The sequence below is a fragment of the Jannaschia sp. L-14R genome (assembly GCF_056857695.1).
The window spans coordinates 904,325-925,941 of record NZ_JBSXNP010000011.1 but is presented as its reverse complement, the minus strand read 5'-3'; the positions used below and the strand labels follow the sequence as shown (position 1 = coordinate 925,941).

The 21,617-nt window shown below is 63.8% G+C and carries 24 protein-coding genes; 12 read left to right on the top strand and 12 right to left on the bottom strand.

The window, feature by feature from the left end:
- Positions 1 to 39: 39 nt before the first annotated feature.
- From dapE to AC13C2_RS17305, 3 genes are all read right to left on the bottom strand, one after another.
- Positions 40 to 1,179, bottom strand: a complete 1,140-nt coding sequence (dapE, locus tag AC13C2_RS17315; RefSeq protein ID WP_482887580.1) for a succinyl-diaminopimelate desuccinylase — start codon at positions 1,177 to 1,179, stop codon at positions 40 to 42.
- Complete coding sequence (locus AC13C2_RS17310; RefSeq protein WP_424338295.1) at positions 1,176 to 1,544, bottom strand: hypothetical protein; 369 nt, start codon at positions 1,542 to 1,544, stop codon at positions 1,176 to 1,178. The genes dapE and AC13C2_RS17310 overlap by 4 nt, the downstream gene beginning before the upstream one ends.
- A gap of 97 nt (positions 1,545 to 1,641) precedes the next feature.
- The gene (locus AC13C2_RS17305) at positions 1,642 to 1,887 is read right to left on the bottom strand and encodes a GlsB/YeaQ/YmgE family stress response membrane protein (RefSeq protein ID WP_092759008.1); all 246 of its coding nucleotides are present in this window, start codon (positions 1,885 to 1,887) and stop codon (positions 1,642 to 1,644) included.
- Between the two features lie 122 nt (positions 1,888 to 2,009).
- Here AC13C2_RS17305 and AC13C2_RS17300 point away from each other — a divergent pair, with 122 nt between their 5' ends.
- Entirely contained in the window at positions 2,010 to 2,297 is a 288-nt protein-coding gene (locus AC13C2_RS17300; RefSeq protein ID WP_092759010.1) for a DUF6525 family protein, read from the top strand.
- A gap of 21 nt (positions 2,298 to 2,318) precedes the next feature.
- Here the strand turns inward: AC13C2_RS17300 and dapD are convergent, their stop codons facing one another.
- Positions 2,319 to 3,143, bottom strand: coding sequence for a 2,3,4,5-tetrahydropyridine-2,6-dicarboxylate N-succinyltransferase (gene dapD, locus AC13C2_RS17295; RefSeq protein ID WP_092759012.1), 825 nt, complete (start codon positions 3,141 to 3,143; stop codon positions 2,319 to 2,321).
- Between the two features lie 105 nt (positions 3,144 to 3,248).
- On the opposite strand from dapD, the gene AC13C2_RS17290 reads away from it, so the two are divergent.
- Entirely contained in the window at positions 3,249 to 3,704 is a 456-nt protein-coding gene (locus AC13C2_RS17290; RefSeq protein WP_482887579.1) for a DMT family transporter, read from the top strand.
- On the opposite strand, the gene AC13C2_RS17285 is transcribed toward AC13C2_RS17290, so the two are convergent.
- The gene (locus tag AC13C2_RS17285; RefSeq protein WP_092759016.1) at positions 3,691 to 4,614 is read right to left on the bottom strand and encodes a threonine/serine dehydratase; all 924 of its coding nucleotides are present in this window, start codon (positions 4,612 to 4,614) and stop codon (positions 3,691 to 3,693) included. The genes AC13C2_RS17290 and AC13C2_RS17285 overlap by 14 nt on opposite strands.
- Positions 4,615 to 4,674: 60 nt before the next feature.
- On the opposite strand from AC13C2_RS17285, the gene AC13C2_RS17280 reads away from it, so the two are divergent.
- Complete coding sequence (locus AC13C2_RS17280; RefSeq protein WP_092759018.1) at positions 4,675 to 5,520, top strand: LOG family protein; 846 nt, start codon at positions 4,675 to 4,677, stop codon at positions 5,518 to 5,520.
- A 137-nt stretch (positions 5,521 to 5,657) separates the two neighbouring features.
- On the opposite strand, the gene AC13C2_RS17275 is transcribed toward AC13C2_RS17280, so the two are convergent.
- From AC13C2_RS17275 to AC13C2_RS17260, 4 genes are read right to left on the bottom strand one after another with little or no spacing between them, the layout of a single operon-like run.
- Entirely contained in the window at positions 5,658 to 6,515 is an 858-nt protein-coding gene (locus AC13C2_RS17275; protein WP_245737464.1) for an esterase-like activity of phytase family protein, read from the bottom strand.
- 19 nt (positions 6,516 to 6,534) lie between these two features.
- The gene (gene mepA / locus AC13C2_RS17270) at positions 6,535 to 7,401 is read right to left on the bottom strand and encodes a penicillin-insensitive murein endopeptidase (RefSeq protein WP_092759020.1); all 867 of its coding nucleotides are present in this window, start codon (positions 7,399 to 7,401) and stop codon (positions 6,535 to 6,537) included.
- Complete coding sequence (locus AC13C2_RS17265) at positions 7,398 to 8,777, bottom strand: MFS transporter (protein WP_482887620.1); 1,380 nt, start codon at positions 8,775 to 8,777, stop codon at positions 7,398 to 7,400. The genes mepA and AC13C2_RS17265 overlap by 4 nt, the downstream gene beginning before the upstream one ends.
- Positions 8,778 to 8,811: 34 nt before the next feature.
- Positions 8,812 to 9,375: an acyl-CoA thioesterase gene (locus AC13C2_RS17260; RefSeq protein ID WP_092759024.1), complete on the bottom strand. Its 564-nt coding sequence runs from the start codon at positions 9,373 to 9,375 to the stop codon at positions 8,812 to 8,814.
- Positions 9,376 to 9,487: 112 nt separating this feature from the next.
- Here AC13C2_RS17260 and AC13C2_RS17255 point away from each other — a divergent pair, with 112 nt between their 5' ends.
- Positions 9,488 to 9,778: a YggT family protein gene (locus AC13C2_RS17255; RefSeq protein ID WP_339646563.1), complete on the top strand. Its 291-nt coding sequence runs from the start codon at positions 9,488 to 9,490 to the stop codon at positions 9,776 to 9,778.
- Here the strand turns inward: AC13C2_RS17255 and AC13C2_RS17250 are convergent.
- Positions 9,775 to 9,906, bottom strand: coding sequence for a hypothetical protein (locus AC13C2_RS17250; RefSeq protein WP_339646560.1), 132 nt, complete (start codon positions 9,904 to 9,906; stop codon positions 9,775 to 9,777). The genes AC13C2_RS17255 and AC13C2_RS17250 overlap by 4 nt on opposite strands.
- A gap of 85 nt (positions 9,907 to 9,991) precedes the next feature.
- Here AC13C2_RS17250 and AC13C2_RS17245 point away from each other — a divergent pair, with 85 nt between their 5' ends.
- From AC13C2_RS17245 to AC13C2_RS17230, 4 genes are all read left to right on the top strand, one after another.
- On the top strand, positions 9,992 to 10,894 hold the full coding sequence (locus tag AC13C2_RS17245) for a D-amino acid aminotransferase (protein ID WP_482887578.1): 903 nt from the start codon (positions 9,992 to 9,994) through the stop codon (positions 10,892 to 10,894).
- 670 nt (positions 10,895 to 11,564) lie between these two features.
- The gene (locus AC13C2_RS17240) at positions 11,565 to 12,824 is read left to right on the top strand and encodes a D-amino acid dehydrogenase (protein WP_482887577.1); all 1,260 of its coding nucleotides are present in this window, start codon (positions 11,565 to 11,567) and stop codon (positions 12,822 to 12,824) included.
- Between the two features lie 84 nt (positions 12,825 to 12,908).
- Positions 12,909 to 13,214 carry a hypothetical protein gene (locus AC13C2_RS17235; RefSeq protein WP_482887576.1) on the top strand — a complete coding sequence of 102 codons (306 nt, stop codon included), beginning with the start codon at positions 12,909 to 12,911 and terminating at the stop codon, positions 13,212 to 13,214.
- A 182-nt stretch (positions 13,215 to 13,396) separates the two neighbouring features.
- Positions 13,397 to 14,086, top strand: a complete 690-nt coding sequence (locus AC13C2_RS17230) for a sulfotransferase-like domain-containing protein (protein ID WP_482887575.1) — start codon at positions 13,397 to 13,399, stop codon at positions 14,084 to 14,086.
- Here the strand turns inward: AC13C2_RS17230 and AC13C2_RS17225 are convergent.
- A complete protein-coding gene (locus AC13C2_RS17225; protein ID WP_482887574.1) occupies positions 14,077 to 15,819 on the bottom strand; it encodes an ABC transporter ATP-binding protein in 1,743 nt (580 codons plus the stop codon). The genes AC13C2_RS17230 and AC13C2_RS17225 overlap by 10 nt on opposite strands.
- Positions 15,820 to 16,022: 203 nt before the next feature.
- Between AC13C2_RS17225 and AC13C2_RS17220 the strand changes: the two genes are divergently transcribed.
- The 3 genes from AC13C2_RS17220 (at position 16,023) to AC13C2_RS17210 (ending at position 20,013) form a co-directional block, all read left to right on the top strand.
- Positions 16,023 to 17,183, top strand: a complete 1,161-nt coding sequence (locus AC13C2_RS17220; protein WP_339641566.1) for an MFS transporter — start codon at positions 16,023 to 16,025, stop codon at positions 17,181 to 17,183.
- A gap of 101 nt (positions 17,184 to 17,284) precedes the next feature.
- Complete coding sequence (locus AC13C2_RS17215; RefSeq protein WP_482887573.1) at positions 17,285 to 18,307, top strand: aspartate-semialdehyde dehydrogenase; 1,023 nt, start codon at positions 17,285 to 17,287, stop codon at positions 18,305 to 18,307.
- Between the two features lie 74 nt (positions 18,308 to 18,381).
- Positions 18,382 to 20,013, top strand: coding sequence for a mucoidy inhibitor MuiA family protein (locus AC13C2_RS17210; RefSeq protein WP_482887572.1), 1,632 nt, complete (start codon positions 18,382 to 18,384; stop codon positions 20,011 to 20,013).
- A 340-nt stretch (positions 20,014 to 20,353) separates the two neighbouring features.
- Here the strand turns inward: AC13C2_RS17210 and AC13C2_RS17205 are convergent, their stop codons facing one another.
- Positions 20,354 to 21,004, bottom strand: coding sequence for a carbonic anhydrase (locus AC13C2_RS17205; protein WP_339641560.1), 651 nt, complete (start codon positions 21,002 to 21,004; stop codon positions 20,354 to 20,356).
- A gap of 159 nt (positions 21,005 to 21,163) precedes the next feature.
- Between AC13C2_RS17205 and AC13C2_RS17200 the strand changes: the two genes are divergently transcribed.
- Positions 21,164 to 21,553 carry a hypothetical protein gene (locus AC13C2_RS17200; protein ID WP_339641558.1) on the top strand — a complete coding sequence of 130 codons (390 nt, stop codon included), beginning with the start codon at positions 21,164 to 21,166 and terminating at the stop codon, positions 21,551 to 21,553.
- The last annotated feature ends 64 nt before the right edge of the window (positions 21,554 to 21,617 follow it).

Below are 21,617 nucleotides of genomic sequence, written 5' to 3'. Positions count from 1 at the left end.
ATATTCCCGCCCGAGGCCCGACGACCGCACCGTCCGACATCAGGCGAAGTAATCCTGCAGCACCCGCAGATAGATCGCCTTCAACTGTTCGATCTGCTCGACCCGCACCCGCTCGTCGACGGCGTGCATCCGATGGCCGACCAGTCCGAATTCCACCACCGGACAGTGATCCTTGACGAAACGCGCGTCCGATGTGCCACCCGTGGTCGATAACTCCGGCGTGCGGTTGGTCTCGACCTGAACGGCCTTTGCCACCAGATCCGACAGCGGCCCCGGCGGTGTCAGAAACGACTCGCCCGAGATCTTGACGCGCATGTCGATCGCAATGCCGGTCTCATGCGCCATCCGGTCCGCCTCGGCGCGCAGCCAATTCGTGATGCCGGTCCCGGTATGCGCGTCGTTGAAGCGGATGTTGACTGTCGCGCGACCCTCCGCCGGGATCACATTCGTGGCCGCGTTCCCCACATCCATCGTCACCACCGCCAGGGTCGAGGCATCGAAATGCCCGGTCCCGCTGTCCAGTTCATGTTCGGAAAGATCGGCCATCAGCCGCGCCATCGCGGGCAGCGGGTTCAGCGCCTTGTGCGGATAGGCGGCATGTCCTTGGGTGCCGCGAAACGTGAACCATGCGGTCATGGACCCGCGCCGCCCGATCTTCATCATCTGACCCATGTAGTCGGGGCAGGTGGGCTCGCCTACCAAACAGACGTCCAGCCGCTCGCCCTCGGCCTCCATCCAGTCCAGCAGGGCAACCGTCCCGTCGGTCGCATCGCCCTCCTCGTCGCCGGTGATGGCCAGAACGACGGCCCCGTCGGGCGGCGTGTCGGTCACGAAATCCACGGCGGCGGCGGCAAAGGCCGCGACGCCTGATTTCATATCCGTCGCGCCGCGTCCGTAGAGCCAGCCCTCCTCGATTTCGGCCCCGAACGGGTCTTTCGTCCAGGCCGCCAGGTCACCGACCGGCACGACGTCGGTATGACCGTTGAACCCGAAAGTCCGCGCATGCGCCTTGTCGCCCCAGCGCGCATAAAGGTTGGAAGTCTCGCCCCGGTCGACGCGGGTGCAGGCAAACCCGGCATCCGACAGCAGCGTCTGCAGCAGGACCAGCGCGCCGCCTTCGTCGGGCGTGACCGAGGGGCAGCGGACCAGCCGGGCCGTCAGGTCAACGGGGTCGATCATGCGTCGTCGTCCTCGTCCTCGTCATCATTCTCGTCGCCCTCGCGGAACACCGTCGTCTGCGCCACCACGACCGAATTCTCGCGCAGGGCACGTGCCATCATCTTGCGCTCGTCGACTTCGATGTCGTGGCCTTCGCCCTCCCGGTCCTCAAGCGACCCATATCCGGTCACCTCCAGCACGTTCAGGTCTGCGGTCTTCAGTACGGCAACCGTCTCGCGCACCGCCTCATCCTCGTCCACGCCACTGGCGTAACACATCAGGGCGGCCCCCGTGGCACCGTCGGGCAGGCCATCGCCGGTCTTGCGACCGACCTCGACCAGCAGGGTATAGACGAAATGCGGGCGTTTGGGTTTCTTCTCGGACATGGGGTTCGGTGTCCGTCGCGGCACCGGCCTTGTCAACCGGACCGGAAACGTAAAACGCCGCCCCAGGGGACGGCGTTCGACAATGACAGACGTGGCGTCAGCTTCGGACGGCGCGGACCCCGTAGATCAGGATGCTGGCACCGATGATTCCGACGAACAACTGCGGAATCCAGCTGTTTGCGGCGTAGATGCCCATCAAGCCCAGGATAAAGTTCAGGACCACGGCCCCGACGATACCCAGAATAATATTCATGAACAGACCGGTATCGGCCTTCATGATCATGCTGGCGATCCAGCCAGCCAGACCGCCAACGATGATCGATGCGATAATCCCAAGACCCATGATACGGCCCCCTTTTTGTGGTTGTGTGCGTCAGAAGGAAACGCCGCCCGCGCCCAACTGGTTCCCGACCGCCTCTTACGAGGCTATTTGACAGGTCACCTCTGGCAACCCATCTCTGCACCATGTCACCGCGCCCGACACCGCCACCTGCCATTCCGCCCGCCACCACGTCCGCTGGCACGCAGGCTCAGGCCCGCGACCGTCGCCGCCTGATGGCCGAATACGACGCCCTGCCGCCCGCACTGCGCGACTGGCTGGCGGGTGCACGGCTGCAATGGTCGCCGGTCTCGGCCCGCAGGGCCTGGCGCAGGGGGTTGTGGAAAGGCCTCGGCCGGACATCCTCCGCCCGTGCCTACATGGACGCGCTGGAACAGGCGGCCATCAAGAAAGACGGCCTCGACCCGTCCTGACCCGATGCCGCCCCGATCTATTCAGTCGCGCAACAGCTCGTTGATCGACGTCTTGGACCGCGTCTGCGCATCCACCTTCTTGACGATAACAGCACAGTACAGGTTCACGCCATTCTTCGATGGCATCGAACCCGCGACGACCACCGACCCGGCGGGCACTTCGCCATAGGTGAACTCGCCCGTCTCCCGGTCGACGATCTTGGTGGACTTGCCGATGAACACGCCCATTCCCAGTACCGAACCTTCGCGCACGATACAGCCTTCGACGACTTCCGACCGCGCCCCGATGAAGCAATTGTCCTCGATGATTGTCGGCCCGGCCTGCATCGGCTCCAGCACGCCCCCGATGCCGACGCCGCCGGACAGATGTACGTTCTTGCCAATCTGCGCGCAGGAGCCGACCGTGGCCCAGGTGTCGACCATCGTGCCGCTGTCGACATAGGCCCCAAGGTTCACGAACGACGGCATCAGCACCACGCCCGGCGCGATATAGGCCGACCGCCGCACGATGCAGCTGGGCACGGCGCGAAAGCCCGCCGATTCCCACTTGGCGGCGTTCCAGCCGTTAAACTTGCTGTCGACCTTGTCCCACCAGCTGCCCCCCTGCGGCCCGCCGGTTTGCAATTCCATATCCTTCAGGCGGAACCCCAGAAGAACCGCCTTCTTGGCCCACTGGTTGACGTGCCAATCCGCGCCTTGCTTCTCGGCCACCCGCAGCTTGCCGCTGTCCAACGCATCCAGCGTCGCCTCGATCGCATCGCGGGTCTCACCGGTTGTCTGCGGCGTAATCTGGTCGCGTTCCTCCCAGGCGGCTTCGATCGCGGACTCGAGGTGTTCGTTCGACATCGGGGGGCCCTTCGGTTTGGCGGCATGAGTTGGCATCAATTGACTGCGGCGTGCATATCGCCCACCCCTTGCCGGGGCAATCCCGCCCCGTCCCAGGAGCTTTCGATGCAGACCCTGTCCCCCGCATTTTTCATTCCGATCCTCGTGGTTTTCGTCGCCGGTGTGGGCTTTGCCATTCAGGCACCGCTCAACGCGGCCCTCGGTAAGGGCATCGGCGGCGGCGTGGCGGCGGCAACGATCAGTTTCGGCGTCGGCTTCGCGGCGCTGTTGGTGCTGAGCTTCGTGTTGGGCGAGGGGCGCGCGCTTACGCGGGCCATGTCGGTGTCGCCGATGTACTGGGCCGGCGGGCTGCTGGGCACGGTGGTTGTGTGGTCGATGCTGTGGTCCGTGCCCACCATCGGTATCCTGACGGCCTTCGCGGCACTCCTGCTGGGACAATTGTCGGCAGCACTTGTTCTCGACGCGATCGGGGCCTTTGCCGCCCCCGTCCACGCAATCACGCCGACGCGGGTGCTGGCCCTGCTGATGGTCGCGGGCGGCCTGATCCTCAGCCGGTTCTGAGGGCGTCCACCGGGTCGGGCGCAGGATTCGCGCCACAGATCAGGACCGCCACACGCTCACCCGGCTCAGGGGTGTAAGCCCCGCTGACCAACGCCGCCAGCGCACAGGCCCCCGCCGGTTCGACCCATTGCCGTGCCTCGCGCCAAAGCATCGCCTGCGCCTCCGTGATGGCCGCATCCGGGACCGTCACGCTGTCGGCTTCCCGCGCCAGATCGAAACAGATGTCTCCGATCCGCCGCGCGCCCAGCGCATTGGCCGCAACGCCCGACACTTCCACATCGACCGGCGCGCCCGCTGTCAGGGCCGCATTCAGCGCCCGCGACTGTTCCGGCTCCACCGCCACGATGCGCCGCCGCCCGCCGAACCACGCCAGCGCCCCGGCAACCAATCCGCCACCACCGACCGCGATCAGCACGGTGTCCGCGTCCAGCCCCTGCTCCTCCCATTCCGCGAAACAGGTGCCTTGCCCCGCCACCGTCGGAACGGAGTCATACGCATGAATCTGCATCGCGCCGGTCGCAGCTTCATGCGCCTGCGCCGCCTCCAGCGCATCGGCATACAGACCGGGGATGACGTGGCATGTCGCCCCCGCCCGTTCGATCAACCCGATCTTGGCCGCGCCCGCCACGTCGGGCACGAAAATATGCGCCGGGTGCCCCAATCGCCTCGCCGCGAATGCCACCGCCGCCCCGTGATTGCCGCCCGACGCCGCCACGACCCCGGCGGACGGCACATCGACCGACAGCAGCGTGTTGAACGCGCCCCGCACCTTGAAGCTGCCGGTATGCTGCATCTGTTCCAGCTTCACCGCGACGTCGAACCCGCCCGGTTCCAGTCGCGCCACAGGTGTCACGCGCGCATGCCCGGCAATCCGCCTCCGCGCATCTTCGATCTCGCTCTGCCAATCCATGTCGCGCCTCCCCGTTCGGCCTGTTACACCGCCCCGAACCTCCGGATGCAAGGACGACCCATGACCGACGCCCATCGCCAACATCCCCTGCCTCATGCACGTGAAGACCGGCAGACTGCCCGTACCGTCCCCGACACGCCCCAGACCCGCAATCCGGCCTATCGTCTGGCCTTCGTGGACGAGGATTTCCTGTGCCGAGAAGAATTGCGTCCCGTCCGCCTGCAACTTGAACTGCTCAAGCCCGCGCTCCTGATGGACGAGGCGGAAATCACCTCGACTGTCGTGCTGTTCGGCGGTGCGCGCATTCCGCGCCCCGAGAACCGGGCCGACGCCCGCACCCAGACCCTGCGCGACCTGACCGCGCAATACGACGAAGCCCGTGCTTTCGCCCGGCTGGTCACCGAACAATCCATGGCGACATCGGGCGGGCGCGAAAATGTCATCGTCACCGGCGGCGGCCCCGGCGTGATGGAGGCGGGAAACCGCGGCGCGATGGATGCCGGCGGGCGCAGCATCGGTCTCAACATCGTGCTGCCTCACGAGCAGGCCCCGAACGAATTCGTCACGCCCGACCTGTCGTTCAACTTCCACTATTTCGCGATCCGCAAGATGCACTTCCTGGTGCGCGCTGCCGCGATCTGCGTATTTCCCGGAGGCTTCGGCACGCTGGACGAATTGTTCGAAGCGCTGACCCTGATCCAGACCGGACGGATGGAGCGCGTGCCGTTCCTGCTGTTCGGCGAAAGCTTCTGGCGCAGCATCATAAACTGGGACGCGCTGCAGGAGGCAGGCACCATCGGTCCCGACGATCTGGAGCTGTTCCGCTTCGTCGATACCGCCGAGGACGCGCTCGCGCTGCTGAAGGACTGGCCCCACCCCCGCACCCGCCGCGAATGGCACCGCTGAATAGTCCGGGCCCCGCGCCCGTCACCAGCTTGCGGATGGCGATCCGAAAAACCGACCGCCCAATCCTCGCAAAGGCGAGAAGGGTGGCAATACCTTACACATGATCCTGGGGGAACCGCGCAGCGGCGGCATCGCCCCTAGTCCAACAGGTAGTCGACGAACTCCGTTCGCTGGATGAGGGGCCTGAGGTTGTCGTCGGAAATCATCGTCACCCGCATTCGCCCCTCGGCATCGCGCCAGACGTCTATGCCCTCCAGATTGTCATGTGTGCCGATGCCGGTCTGCAATTCCAGCCGCTCGTCCTGACCTGTCAGGTCGAAACTTCGGACGCGGGTGCGAAAGCCCAACACCGCGAAGTCGCGTTCCAGAACATATAGGCGCCCATCCGGCCCGACATCGGCACCCGACACCAGAAACCGACCATCCCGGCGCAGGTCGAACGGTTGTGTCCACACGTCGCCGTCGAAGCGAAACACCGGAAACGGTCGGGTCAGCACCCCGGACCGTTCCGGGATCGCATAGAGGTTTCCCGCCGCATCCGCCGCCAATGCCTCCAGCCCCGAATTGGTCTGCAACCCTTCGAAGGCGCCCGCCTGCACCATTCGCGACGGCGGTGCCGCGATATCGTCGTGCCGCATGACGCGGTGCATGCCTTCGTAGGCGACGTAGAACGCGCCATCGGCGAAGGCCACGGCCTCGGCATCCGTCTCGTCGGCCTTCAGGTCGTCGCCGGTCGATCGCAAAAGCGGCCCGCGATCCCTGATCGTCATGTCGGAAATCGCGCCCGCCGCGTTGCGCGTGACCGTGCCGCGCACCCAATGGCCCCTGTCCGACAAAAGCAGGACACCGGGGCCTTCCGGGTCCAGCCAGATCGCGGAATACCCCCCGGCACCGTCGAAGTCCGGTCTCCAGACGTAATTGCCCAGAAACGTCGCGGCGGACGCGGGTACAGTGGCGATCGCTGCCAACAGCGTTGCAAGACGCAGAATATTCATGATTGCATCCGCCCTTCGTTCAGCGTGACGACAGGACCGAGGCACATTGCCGGGGCAGATCGGCCAGCCTCAACTCCGGGCGCGGGGTCGCGGCAGGGGCATTCGGGTCCGGCGGCGACGGGTTCAGAATATCGTCCACCCAGGACTGCGCCTCGGCACAGCCATCGCCGGGCGGCGGCGGGGCCTGATTTTCACAACCGCGCGCTCCGTCGGGACAACTTATGCGAACGTGGATATGCTCATGATGTCCATACCAGGGACGCACCTTGCGCAGCCATGACCGGTCGCCCGTCTCGTCGTTGCACATCTGGACCTTGGCACCCGGAAAGATGAAAATCCGGGCCGTGCGCGGGTCCTGCGCCGCGCGCTTGACCAGTTCGTGCTGCCCCCGCGACCAGTTCGAATTGACGAAGGCGCCCCCGGCGCGTTGCATGGATACGGCAGACAAATTCTCGCGCTGACGGCGCGACAGGGTCATGTCCGTCGCCGGATACAGCCAGATATCCGCATCCAGCCCGATCTGGTGACTGCGGTGTGCCGACAGCATCGGGCCGCCGCGCGGCTGGCTCATGTCGCCGACATAGATGCCGCCCCAGCCGATACGCTTCATGTAGCGGCCCAGGTCCTGCACCATGTCCACCAACTCCGGCTGTCCCCAGTTGCGGTTGCGCGACAGGCGCATCGCCTGCCAGCTTTCGCCGGTCTCGGGCAGGGCGACATTACCGGCGGCGCACCCGCGCGAATACCCGCCGAACGGCTCCGGCGACTGGAAGGACGGCCCTCGCACACCGCTGAATTCCATCTTGGCCAGCTGCGCATGGGCGGCCGGGGCAGTGGCAAGGGCCAGACAGATGGCAAGAAACGTGACGGGGAACCGGCGTATCATGGCGCGACCTCTCCTTCGGGTTTGACCCAGATTAGCAGGACCAGACCGATTATGAACAGACCGACGATCGGCAGGATTCCGATCTGTTGACTGCCGGAGATATAAGTCACGAATCCGATCGACAGCGGCGCGATGAAAGCCGTCGCCTTGCCCGCCAGCGCATATAATCCAAACCCCTCGGTCACGTGATCCACGACCACCAGCCGCACCAGCATCGTCCGGCTGGACGCCTGCAACGCCCCCCCTGCCGCGCCGATCACCGCGCCCAGAACATAGAACGCGATGTCGGGCAGCGCCGAACCCTCGGCCACCGGGATCAACAGAACGGTGCCCGGCGTCACAGTGATCACCAACAGCGACACCAGAGTCAGGATCGCCACGCAGGTCACGATCACCGGCTTCGGCCCCCGTGCCCGGTCGGCCCGCCCCCCCAGCCATGCGAAGATCGCGCCGGTGACGGCCGCCAGGATGCCGAAGACCCCGATATCGACCACCGTCCAGCCCAGCACCCCGGCGGTATAGATGCCGCCGAATGTATAAAGCCCGTTGAGGGCGTCGCGATACATCATCGACGATCCCAGATAGGCTGCGAAGCCGGGCCTTTGCGGCAGCGACCGGAGCGTCGTCGCCAGCCGACGCAGGGCCGCACCGACCGGCACAAGCGTGGGGGCCACCCGGCGCACCGGCTTCACCCACAGGAAGAACGGCACCATGAAGACAATGTACCAGAGCGCAGTGAACGGCCCGACGAACCGCGTGCCTTCACGCAGGGCGGCGTCCAGTCCGAAGATCGGCGCGATGCCGATCAGGGTCACGCCCTGCGCATTTTCCGCGAACAGCGTCAGCATCGCGATCAGCGCGATCACCCCGCCGACGTATCCCAGCGCCCAGCCCGATCCGGATATCCGTCCGATCTCATCGCGCGGACCCAGCGTCGGCAGCATGGCGTTGGTGAAGATCGTCGCGAATTCCATCCCGATCAGGCCGATGCCGAAGACCAGCAGGATGGGCCAGACCGTATCCGCCCCCGGCACAGCGAACCACAGGCTGGCCGCACCCGCGACATACAGGACCGAGAATATCTTGATCCACATCAGATGCCGCCCCGACGCGTCGGCCATCGCTCCCAGAACCGGCGCGCTAATCGCCATGACAAAGCCCGCCAGCCCGACCGTCAGTCCGAAGACCGATTGCGCGGCGACCGGATCGTCCATCACGGCGCTTGCGAAATAGGGGCTGAAGATGAAGGTCAGCAGCAGGGTGTTGTAGGGCTGCGATGCGAAGTCGAACATCATCCAGCCGCGCACCCGGCGCCGAAGCGCGATGTCTGTCATGACTTCTCCCCAAGGCCGACCGGCGAACCTTGGGCGGGAAATCAGACCGGCGCAACAGCGGTGTGGCACACTTGGGTCAGATCGACGGCGGCACGTGACCTTCCGGCAAAACGCCCTCCGGCGGCCAGGGGCGCGTCCCCTCCGCTTCAATCCAGGCTGCGACCCATGCGGGCAAGTCAGGCGACACCGTGTCGACGTTCAATTCCGCCGCAACGTCACCCGTGGGCACGGACCGGCCTTTCGCTACCACCGCCGTCCGCAGCAGAGCCTGCGACGTACATTCGCCCGCCACCCACATCGACTGAACGATATAGAAGAACCGTTCGTCCCATCCCACGATCCGCGTCCGCATCTCGATCCGCTGGAACATCGTGACCCGGCGGCGATAACGCACGCTCACTCCTGCAACCGCCAACCCCCACTTCCGCCGCCGCAAAGCCGCCAGAAGGCCGATACGCTGCCCGGAGGTAAACCGACCCAGATCATAGAGCGTCAGGGTGCGTCCGTTGTTCAGCTCCATGAAACCATCCAGATCCCACGGCAGGCACAGATGATGCGTCACCTGCGTGTCCATCACGCCCATCGGCGTCGCGCGACGGGCGCGCGCCATTTGCCAGGCGAGGCGGAGAAACGGATACATGCCCGCCGTCTTTACCCCGATCCGATTTGCGTCAACCCGAACCCTGCGTCAGCTTGCGCCGACTGGCCCGTGCCCTTAGATCGGGGGCACTTCACTGAAAAGGCCCGACACAATGCTGACGCTCATCAACATCCTGCTGCTGCTGCTGAACGTCGCGTGGTGGTTCGCCGTGGCGCACATAATCATGTCATGGCTGATCAATTTCGGCGTGCTGAACATGAATCAGCCCATCGTCGGACAGCTCTGGGACGGGCTGAACCGCATTCTCGAACCGGTCTATTCGCGCATCCGCAACATTCTGCCTGCAACCGGTGCGCTCGACCTGGCACCGCTGGTCTTTCTCCTCGGCATCATCATCGCGCAGATGATCCTGGGCGACGCGGCGCGATCGGTGGCCTTCTAAAGGGCCTCGATCCGCGCGCCGCAGACCTGGCATTCCGCGACGTCGTGCCGTTCCATCTTTTCCACCGCCAATCCGACAAGAATCGCGATTGCCAGCAAGGTCAGTCGAATTTCATGTCGCACACTCATGGACTTTCTCCGTCGTTCACGACCACCTTCCAATGCGCGCTACCCCCCTTGCAATTCACAGGCCCGTGACGGCACCGTTTCGCCCATGACAGACACGAAGATCAGCACCCACGATGCCGAAGACGATATCCGCAATGCCGCGATCCTGATCTGGGTGAACGGCAAGCTGAAACCGCGCGCCGAGGCCACCGTCAGCGTCTACGACAGCGGCTTCATGCTGGGCGACGGCGTGTGGGAGGGGCTGCGCCTCTACGACGGGCGCTGGACGTTCATCGACGAACACATCGCCCGCCTGTTTGACGCGGCCAAGGCCATCGACCTCGACATCGGCATGACCCCGACGCAGGTCATCGCGGCAATCGAGGACACCCGCGCCGCCAACGGCTTCACCACCGACGCCCATGCCCGCCTGATGGTCACGCGCGGCGTCAAACGCCTGCCGTTCCAGCATCCGCGCCTGTCGACCCAGGGGCCGACCATGGTCATCATCATGGAACACTCGCGCCCGAAAATCCCGCGCCCCGTCACGCTGGCCACCGTGCCCCATATCCGTGGCCTGCCGATGACGCAGGACCCGAAACTCAACTCGCACTCGAAACTCAACTGCATCCTCGCCTGCATCGCCGCCGAAAAGGCCGGCGCGGACGAGGCGCTGATGCTCGACGTGCATGGCTTCGTGAACACCACCAACGCCTGCAACTTCTTCATCGTCCGCCGCGGCGAAGTCTGGACCAGCACGGGCGACTACTGCATGAACGGCATCACACGCCAAAAGGTCATCGACCTGTGCCGCGCGAACGACATCCCGGTGCGGGAGCGCAATTTTTCGTTGGTGGACACCTACGGCGCCGACGAGGCCTTCCTGACCGGCACCTTCGGCGCGCAAACCCCCGTCGGCATGATCGACGGTCGCGTCATCGGGACGGGCGATCTGGGACCGGTGACCGAGCGGCTGCGCGGGCTGTACAAGGCGCTTGTCACGTCGTGAGGGCTGCCAAGGTGATCCTGTCGGATAGCCCCACGTTCGGCCAATTAGGGCCCATTTTTCGGTAATTCAACAATGCCGCGAATCGCCGCTAGTTAACTTTAAGCAAGACCTTCAGAAAGTCTTTTTGGTTTTAAACAGGTTTTATGACGGCGCGGATACCTTGTGTCTTGAAAACGGCAATGTTGATGGCTATTTAGAGGTCGAAAGCTCTCATACAGCACGCACGGGCTCAGACCCCGCCCCCTGAAAATTTGATAGGAAATCGACATGCAGTCACTGCGCATGTGGTGGGGTAGCTTTTCGCGTGCCGATAAAATTGCGGCCCTTGCGCTAGTCCTCCACGCCATCAGTCTTCTTGGCTGAAACATTCGTCCAATCAGGCGACTATGAAGCACGTCCCGGCGCGCGAGTTTGCGCCGGGATCCGTGGATGGGCCTCCACACTGGCCGTTCAAAAGAACACGTCTGGCGCGGATTTTCTCCGCAACGCCGCTGCGCCCGGTAGAAGAGCGGTCTTCGGCGCAAGCCCAGCAAGGTCGAACTTTGTAGGAAAATCTTACCGACCTGACCCACCAATCCTACCTGCAAGCTAAACCACCACCATCCCACCTTGCCGCCGCGCCCCACACCCCCCATGCTGCGCCCAAACACGGCCAAGGGGACAGCCTGTCATGAAAGTCATCGTCATGGGTGCGGGCGTGATCGGCGTCACGACCGCCTACTACCTCGCCAAGGGCGGCGCGGAGGTCACCGTCCTCGACCGCCAGACCGGGCCGGGGATGGAGACGAGTTATGCCAACGCGGGCGAGCTCAGCTACGGCATGACCTCGCCCTGGGCCGCGCCGGGCATTCCGGTCAAGGCAGTCAAATGGATGTTCATGAAGCGCCGCCCGCTGTTCATCTGGCCGCTGATCAGCCCGACCATGTGGTCGTGGAGCTGGCAGATGATCCGCAACTGCAACGCGGAAAGCTACCGCATCAACAAGGGCCGCATGGTCCGCATCTCGAACTATTCCCGCGACGTGATGCCCGAGTTGATCGCGGAAACCGGCATCGACTACGAGGGCCGCGAACAGGGCACGCTGCAACTCTTCCGCACCGCGAAACAGATGCGCGGCAGCCAGGCCGATCAGGACATCCTCACCGAATACGACAGCCCCTTCGAAATTCTCGGACGCGACGCCTGCATCGCCGTCGAACCGGCCCTGTCTGAGACCCGTGACAAATTCGTCGGCGGGTTGCGCCTGACTGCCGACCGCACCGGCGATTGCGCGATGTTCACCGTCGCGCTGGCCGAAAAATGTGCCGAGATGGGCGTCGAATTCCAGTACGGCCAATCGATCCGCGCCATTGCGGTCGAGAACGGCAAGATCGCGGGCGTCGATACCGAAATCGCCGGGCGCATCACCGGCGATGCCTATGTCTGCGCGCTGGGCAGTTTCGGGCCGCGCCTGCTGAACCCCATCGGCGTGAAGCTCCCCGTCTATCCGGTCAAGGGCTACTCCGTGACCCTGCCCGTCACCGACGACGCCTTCGCTCCGCAGTCCACCATCATGGACGAGACCCACAAGGTCGCGATCACTCGGCTGGGCGACCGCATCCGCGTCGCGGGCACCGCCGAGATCGCGGGCTACTCCAACCGGCTAGGCCCGCATGCCACCGACACCGTGCGCCATGTCATCGGCGATCTCTTCCCCAAGGGCGGTGATCTCAGCCGGGCGGAGGGCTGGACCGGCCTGCGCCCGATGACCCCCGACGGCACGCCGGTTCTCGGGCCGTCGCAATACGACAATCTGTTCCTGAACACCGGACACGGCACATTGGGCTGGACGATGGCCTGCGGCTCGGGCCGCGCGGTGGCGGATGTCGTTCTGGGCAAGACGCCCGAGATTGATTTCGACGGGCTGACGGCGGCGCGATATGCGGGGTAGAGTTGTAGCTTGGACGTCCGCGCAGAGCCCGTTGTGACGACAAAGGATCGCCTTGTTTTCATCTAATTTGAAGTTCAATCAGGCATGATGGAACAAAACAAGGCACCCAACAACGACCCTGACGGCGCCAAACTGAAGGCGTGGCTGTTGAACAACCGCGGAGCAACAAAGGCTGACATCAAAACCGAGGTGGTTCAGATGTTTGTTTGGCAACTAAAGGATTGGTTCTTTAGGTTATGCGTTGGATTGATAGGGGCGGTTGTTGGTGCTGGTGCAGGGGCCATGACCTTTGCATTTCTCGGATTCAATTGGATGCTGGGCCTGATCCCCGGGGCGGCACTTCTTGGTTTCTTGACCTTTGCCTTTGCAATTGGTCCGTTTCGACGCTGAACGCGAACGGCAGTTTTGTCCGCGCAGCGGGCACCCCACTTCATCACATCTCACACCTCACAGGCCGGACGGAATATTCTTTTCCCGCACCGTCCTCCCCTAATTTGCCCTTGACGGTGCGCCCAGTGACGTCAGACGTGGATCACCCGCAGATCACCCCTTCCTCACCCACGGGATCCGCCATGAAAATTCTCGCCTGGTCCGGGCCCCGGAACCTCTCTACCGCGATGATGTATGCCTTCGGAAACCGCCCCGATTTCGAAGTCATGGACGAGCCGTTCTACGCCGCCTACCTCGCCGCCACCGGCCTCGACCACCCGATGCGCGATGCCATTCTGGCCAGCCAGCCGACCGACCCGGCGGCAGTTGCCACCCTGTGCCGCAAGCCACCGAAAATACATTCCTATCAGAAGCATATGGCCCACCATATGCTGCCCGATTTCCCCCTCGACTGGACCGAGGGAGCCGTCCACCTGCACCTGATCCGCCACCCGGCCCGCGTCATCGCGAGCTACGGTGCCAAGCGCGACGACATCTCGGAATCGGACATCGCATTCGCCGCCCAGGCCTCGCTTTACGATCGCGTCGGAGGGCTTGTCATCGACACCGCGGACCTCCGGGAAGACCCGGCGAAGATGCTGGCAAAGCTCTGTTCCGAAGTGGGAATTTCCTTCGATCCCGCTATGCTGAGCTGGTCGGGAGGCGGGCATTCCGCCGACGGAATCTGGGCCTCGCACTGGTACAACGCAGCTCACGCGTCGACAGGGTTCGCAGGCCCCGAAGATCCCCTGCCGACCGTCGACCGCGATGATCTGCTCGAGGCCGCATTGCCATTCTACACCGCAATGAAAGCCCGCGCGCTTCAGGTCTGATCGGTGCCGAACTGCATGGAATGCAACTGCGTATACAGCCCCCCCTGCGCCAGCAGTTCATCATGCGTGCCACGCTCGGCCACACGGCCTTTGTCCAGCACAAGTATCTGATCCGCCTCGCGGATCGTCGACAACCGGTGGGCGATCACCAGTGTCGTCCTGCGCTGTGACAGATGGTTCAGCGCATCCTGCACAAGCCGCTCCGACTTGGTATCCAGCGCACTCGTCGCCTCGTCCAGCAAAAGGATCGGTGTATCGCGCAGCAACGCCCGCGCGATCGCCACACGCTGCCGCTGACCGCCCGACAGGTTCGACCCGCGCGGCCCGGCAGGAGTATCGAGGCCAGCCGGCAATTCCGACACGAATTCCGTCACATGTGCCGCCTTCAACGCATCCTGCAACCGGGATTCGGACAGGTCGCCGCGCCCCAGCAGAAGGTTTTCCCGCAGCGTCTCATCGAACAGCAGCGTGTCCTGCGACACGACCGAGAACAGGCCGCGCAGGTCGCGCAGGGCATAATCCTGAATCTTGTGCCCGCCAATGGTGACCACCCCGGATTCAGGATCGACCATACGGGTCAATACGTTGAATATGGTAGATTTTCCCGCCCCCGAAAGGCCAACAAGCGCCGTCGTCGTGCCTTCCGGCACGGTAAAATCCACGCCGCGCAGGACAGGGTTGTCGCCATAGGCCAGCGTCACCCCGTCGAAGACGATCTCGGTTGTCTCGGGACGCGCGGCGGCAGGCGTCACCGGGTCGATGATCGTCGGCACCGTGTCGTGCAGGCTATAAATCCGTTCCAGCGAGGCATTCATCGTCTGCCAGGCCCCCGCCGTATTCGCCAGGCGACGCATGGGCTGAAACGCCAGCGACATGGCGGTGAAGAACGACATGAACTCGCCCACCGTTTTTTCGCCCGCAATGATCTGCGGCCCACCGTACAGAAGGACGGCAAAGAATCCGAACCCGATCGCGAAGTCCACCAGCGCGGGCACGGTCGCCTGCCCGGCCTGCGTGCGGATCACGGCGCGCACCATATCTTCGGTGGCCAGGCGAAATCGTTCCTCCTGATAGCTTTCCATGGCATTCAGCCTGATGGGGGTAATGCCGTGAAAAATCTCGTCCAACCGCGTCGTGCGCCGCCCGGCGATGTCGCGCAGGCGAAAAGCCTTGCGGCGGATATAGCGTTGCAGGATCAGACTTGGCGCAATCAGAAGCGGCGCGCCGACAATGGCAACGGCGGTCCAGACCGGATCGACCGAGATCGCCACGATCATCAGGGAGATCAGGGCCATGGCATCGCGCCCGACGCCGGTGATCATCTGTATCCACATCGTCTGGATGGCCTGCACGTCGCCCTGAACCCGCTCGATCAGCTGACCGGGGGAATGTCTGCTGAAATATGCCGCATCCAGACGCAGGACGTGACGCAGCAGATCCTGTTGCATGAGGGACGACGCTAGGTAGGCGACCCTGGACATCACAACTCGCTGCGCAACGCCTGCCATGCCGCGCACGATGAACAGGGCAAGGATCGCCACGCCGACCCAGACCACCGCATTGGCACGCCCTTCGACGAAGACAAGGTCGAACATCGGCTCCAGCATCCATGCCAGAACACCGACCGTGCCGCCTTCGACCGTCATCAGCAAGGCACCGAACAGGATCCACCAGAGGTGACGCCGCAGATAACCTCGCCACAGGCGGACGAAAGGATGGACGGTTGAGGGCAAGGGCCGGGCCTTTCGACGAAGATCAGGGCGCGACCTAACGCGCGTTCGCGTGTTCGGGCAAGGTCGCGGCCCGGTCTCCGCCCTGAAGATTCCGGAATGTGGCGCATCGGCTATTGCAATTGATCTGCGACCGGCTGGACAGCGATCTCACTTGCGCTGAAGCGGGCGGACATGCGACGGCGGGCAAAACGGGGGGACACTACATGAAGTCTGGCATTGCAATCCTCACGCTTGCCTATGTGCTGAGCCAATTCTATCGCGCTTTCCTTGCCGTTCTTGCACCTGATCTGACCGCCGATCTGAATGTCACACCCGCCGATCTGAGCCGCGCATCGGGCATCTGGTTTCTGGCCTTCGCCGCGATGCAACTGCCGATCGGCTGGGCGCTGGACCACGTCGGACCACGCCGGACAGCGGCCCTGTTGCTGGGCGTAGCGGGTGGCGGCGGCGCGCTCCTGTTCGCGGTCGCCAGTGCCGGGTGGCAGATCGATCTTGCAATGGCTCTGATCGGTGTGGGCTGCGCACCGGTCCTGATGGCCAGCTACTATATCTTCGCACGCACGTTTCGGCCCGCGGTCTTTGCAACATTGGCGGGCGTGCTGATCGGGGTCGGGTCGCTGGGCAATATCGCGGCATCTGTGCCGCTGAGCTGGGCGGCAGAGATAGTAGGCTGGCGCGGCGCGATGACGATATTGGCCGTTTTGACCGCGGCGACTGCGCTCGGTTGCCTGATACTGGTGCGCGACCCCGAAACGGTCGAAGGGGGCAAGCGCGGATCGCTGCTGGACGTGCTGAAAATCCCGGCGATCTGGGCGATTCTACCGATGCTGTTGGTGAATTATGCCCCGGCGGCCGGCCTTCGCGGGTTATGGGCCGGGCCCTATGTCGCGGACAGCTATGGCGCGGGATATGTGGGCAGCGTGACGCTGGTGATGGGACTGGCGATGATTGCCGGCAATTTTGCCTATGGCCCCGCCGACCGGATATTCGGGACACGCAAATACGTCGTGCTGGCAGGAAATCTGGCCGGAACCGCGATCCTGGGCGTTCTGTGGTGGATGCCGGTTCCAGGGTTGGTGGCGGCGACGGCTCTGCTGGCGGCTGTCGGCTTCCTTGGGTCCAGCTACGCGCTTTGCGTGGCACATGGTCGGGCCTTTTTTCCACCGCATCTGGTGGGGCGCGGCGTGACGCTTCTGAACCTGTTTTCCATTGGCGGCGTCGGCGTGATGCAGTTTGCGACGGGGCCTCTGTTCACGGCGGCGGGCGGCGGCGTGGCCGGATATCAGACATTGTTCGGGGCGTTCGCGCTGGCGTTGCTGGCAGGGAGCATCGTCTATGCCTTTGCACCGGACAACACGAACTAGAGCGATCCGAATGCCACGCATCACGGATCGTATTGCGCCCTTGCCTTTACGCGACAGGTCCACGGGTATAGGCCCCGCCCGTCAACCAAAGGACAGATCAGATGGGTTACAAGGTCGTCGTCGCCGGCGCCACGGGGAACGTGGGTCGCGAAATGCTGAACATCCTGGCCGAGCGTCAGTTCCCCGTAGACGAGATCACGGTGCTTGCATCGCGCCGGTCGATGGGAACGGATGTGAGCTTTGGCGACAAGACCTTGAAAACAAAGGATTTGGAGCAATTCGACTTCACCGGCTGGGACATCGCGTTCTTTGCCATCGGGTCGGACGCCACCAAGATCCACGCGCCCCGCGCCGCCAAGGCCGGTTGCGTGGTGATCGATAACTCCTCGCTCTACCGCTACGACGCGGACGTGCCGCTGGTCGTGCCGGAGGTGAACCCCGAGGCGGTGGACGGCTACGCCAAGAAGAACATCATCGCGAACCCGAATTGTTCGACCGCGCAGATGGTCGTCGCGCTCAAGCCGCTGCACGACCGCGCCCGGATCAAGCGGGTTGTCGTATCGACGTATCAGTCCGTCTCCGGTGCCGGGAAAGATGGCATGGACGAGCTGTGGGATCAGACCAAGTCGATCTACAATCCGGTCGACAACAAGCCCGCCAGCAAATTCACCAAGCAGATCGCCTTCAACGTGATTCCGCATATCGACAGCTTCATGGAAGACGGATCGACCAAGGAAGAATGGAAGATGGTCGCCGAGACCAAGAAGATCATCGACAAGTCGATCAAGGTCACCGCCACCTGCGTCCGTGTGCCGGTGTTCGTCGGCCATTCGGAGGCGATCAACATCGAGTTCGAGGATTTCCTCGACGAGGACGAAGCGCGCGAGATCCTGAGCAATGCCCCCGGCGTTCTGGTCGTCGACAAGCGCGAGGACGGGGGCTATGTCACGCCCGTCGAATGCGTCGGCGATTTCGCCACTTTTGTCAGCCGCATCCGGCAGGACAGCACGATCGACAACGGCTTGAACCTGTGGGTGGTGTCCGACAATCTGCGCAAGGGTGCCGCGTTGAATGCCGTTCAGATTGCGGAAACGCTGGGCCAACGGATGCTCAGGAAGCACTGAGTGCATTTCTAGGGCTGACAGTTCCAGTCCGCCAAGCGACACTGGCCCCCGGATTCAATTTCGAGGGCTGTTTCATGCGCCGCACGTTATTCATCACGACCTTTCTGACCCTGCCACTTGCCGTCTGGGCCGAGGAGTTCCCCCTGCCCGCGCCGGTAACTGAAGCAGAGGTTTATCTGCAGGGGGCCTTGCTGGTCCGAACCGGCCAGATCGACCTGCCTGCGGGCGAACACCGTTTGCTGGTTCCCGTCGGGCGCTCCGCCAATGGCCTGCCGAACATCGACCTGACGGGGGCTTCGCTGGGCACGGTCGAGACGCTGCCCGGTGCCATCACGGACGGTCGCCGGTTCCTGACGCCACCGCAGCAGGCCGCCTATGACATCTGGGTGACCGCGCAGGAGGCGGCCGGTCTGGTCGAGGACGCCCGCATGCGTGCCGCAGCCGCAGTGAAGACGGCAGAGGATCAACTGGCCTTCCTGCGCTCGATTACCGGGAGCGGCCTGGACGTGCTGGATGCCGGAGCAATGCTTGCGACACTGGATGTGCTGGGCGAGCGGGTGCAAGAGGCCGAAGTCGCGCGTGCCGCTGCCCAAGCCGCCCTTCGCGCGGCAGACCGCGCCGTGCGCGATGCCGGTCTGATCTTGGCGCAGGCCAGGATCGACATGGACGCGACAGGGGCGCAACTGGGCAAGATATCGTTGCTGGTCATCGGGGTCACGGTCGCCGAGGCCGGGACGGTTGGCCTGACGATGGAGACCTTCACACCGCAAGCCGGATGGGGCACGCGATACGATGCAACGTTGGAAGCGGACGATAGTGTGACGCTGGAGCGCAAGGTCGAGGTCTGGCAGGGCACCGGCCTGCCGCTGGTCGACGTCGCGCTGTCGCTCTCGACCGCCGATCCCTTCGCCCAGACCGCCCCGCAGGAGGTGTTTCCGAACCAGGCAAGTCTGGCGAAGCTGGAGGCGGAGTTGCAGGTCAGACGATCTCTTGAGACGGCTCCGCAGGAAATGGACGCTGGCGCAGAGATTTCCATGGCTGCCCCCGCGTCGGAACCTGTCTTCGCCAAGGCCAATTTCGACGGCCCCGTGGTGACCTACGATTATCCCACAGCGGTCAGCCTGCCCTCGACCGGCGGCAGTGTGACGCTGACGCTGGATACGCAGTCGCTCGACGCGCGGGTCTTCAACCGCGCCAGCCCGCGGACCGATGAGACGGCGTTCCTGATGGCCGAGGTCACCAACACCACGGGCGAGCCGCTCTTGCCGGGACCCGCGGCCCTGTTTCGGGACGGGGCGCGCATTGGAGAATCGTTCTTGCCTCTGATGCCTGCGGGCGATGAAGTCGAGCTTGCATTCGGACCTCAACAGCACCTGCGGCTGGAGTTCGTGCGGCTGGAAAACGAGACCGGCGATCGGGGGCTTATCTTTACCTCCGGTACACGTCAGCAGGATATGGTGTTCCGCGTCCGCAACCTGTCGGACGCGACAGAAGTAGTCGAGACCCGTTTCGCCCTGCCCTATTCCGAGGAGGAAGACCTGCAGGTCGACGTCAGCACCCGCCCAGATCCCGACGAACGCAATGTCGAGGACAAACGAGGGGTGGCACAGTGGAATCTGGACGTCCCCGCCAGAGAGGAAGTCGAGGTCACTGTCGGCGTGACGCTGGAATGGCCGGAAGGCGAAACGCTGAACTGGCAGCCCTGACGGGAGAGTTCGACTTGCGGGCGGCGTCAGAACCGCTCCGCCCGCGAGACTTCGCAATCGGTCACCAACACAGCGCCGATATGCCGCCCGAGCACGGCGAAAGCCGCATAGAGCAATGCGTAATATTTTCAGCCTGCACCGAACAGGCGACCGACACTATTCCACTATTTCGGGAATGACCGGTTGGAACGGCCCGGCCCCGCGAACGGGCCAAGCGCAAATGGAAGATGACGGGCGGCGTCAGATTGGCGTCGAGAGGAAGGGAGAGTACTTCATACAATCAGATCCGAATACTGAACGGCGGTTCAATCAATCGTGTCTGACAATCCTGACAAACCCTTCAAATCGATATGAAACGGTCGGTCGCCGCGTCGTAGTACTCCAGCGTGCCTTCCACGATATCGTTCCAGAGGCCGTGCAGCGCCAGATCCCCCCGGTCGACCGCAGCGGACACAAAGGGAAACGTCATCAGGTTGTCGATTGACGTCAGCACGGCGCGCTTTTCCAAGGCCTCCAGCCGCTCCCGTTCATCGGCGATGCCGCGCACTTCTTCCCAGCCGGGACGCAGCAGATCCATCCAGCGACCGACGAAGCTGGCGGGGTCCTCCAACTCGGGGGCGTGGCCGGAACACATCGCCTCGCAGCCCTGCACTCCGCCGCACTGCGAATGCCCCAATATGATAATCTGCGCCACCTTGAGCGATGTCACCGCGTATTCGATGGCCGCCGACGTGCCGTGCCGCAACCCGTCCGGTTCGTAGGGCGGCACCAGATTCGCGATATTGCGGTGAATGAAGAACTCGCCCTGTTCAGCCCCGAAGATCGACGTGACATGCACACGGCTGTCGCAACAACTGATGACCATGACGCGCGGGCGCTGGCCCTCGGTGCCCAGACGGCGATACCACGCGGCGTTTTCGGCAAAGGTCGTGGCCTTCCAGCCGTGATAGCGCTGGATAAGCGATCCGGGAAGGGGACGGGTCTTTCGCATGGCTCTCTCCTTGACGACTGGAGGCTTCTAACCCTGTCCACCCGTACAATTCGAGCGATTTCTACCTCGGATGGCCGAAAGACCGCCCCGGTTTCGCCCGGTTTCGCCAGCATCCATAAGACAGACGCCGTGGGGGCGACTGACCAAGGAACGAGACCAATGACAACAACCATCGCAACCCTCCGCCCGACCGAAGCCGTGACTTTCGACCAGGGCAAACTGGCCGCGCTGTGTGACCGGATGGGACCGCGCGCCGAAAGCTTCATCGCCGGGGTGCTGGCCGATGTGGAAACCCTGATCGACGCCATCACACGGGATCATGCCAAGACCGCCGACCTGTCGCATCACTGCTTTGAACTGGCGCATTACGCCGACAGCATTGGCATGACGACGGTATCGCGCGCCGCGAAGGCCGTGCTGGACTGCCTTGCCCGCGATGACGCCCGCACCTTTGCCGCCTGCATCAATCGCCTGCAACGTCTGAACCAGCCGCAGGGCAATCCCGGATGGGCCCTTGAATCAGCCACCTGTCCCACAACTGTCGCCTGACACATCATCGCTATCCTGACTTTCGGACAACACACCGCCCGTTGATTCCCGCAGACCTTGCAGC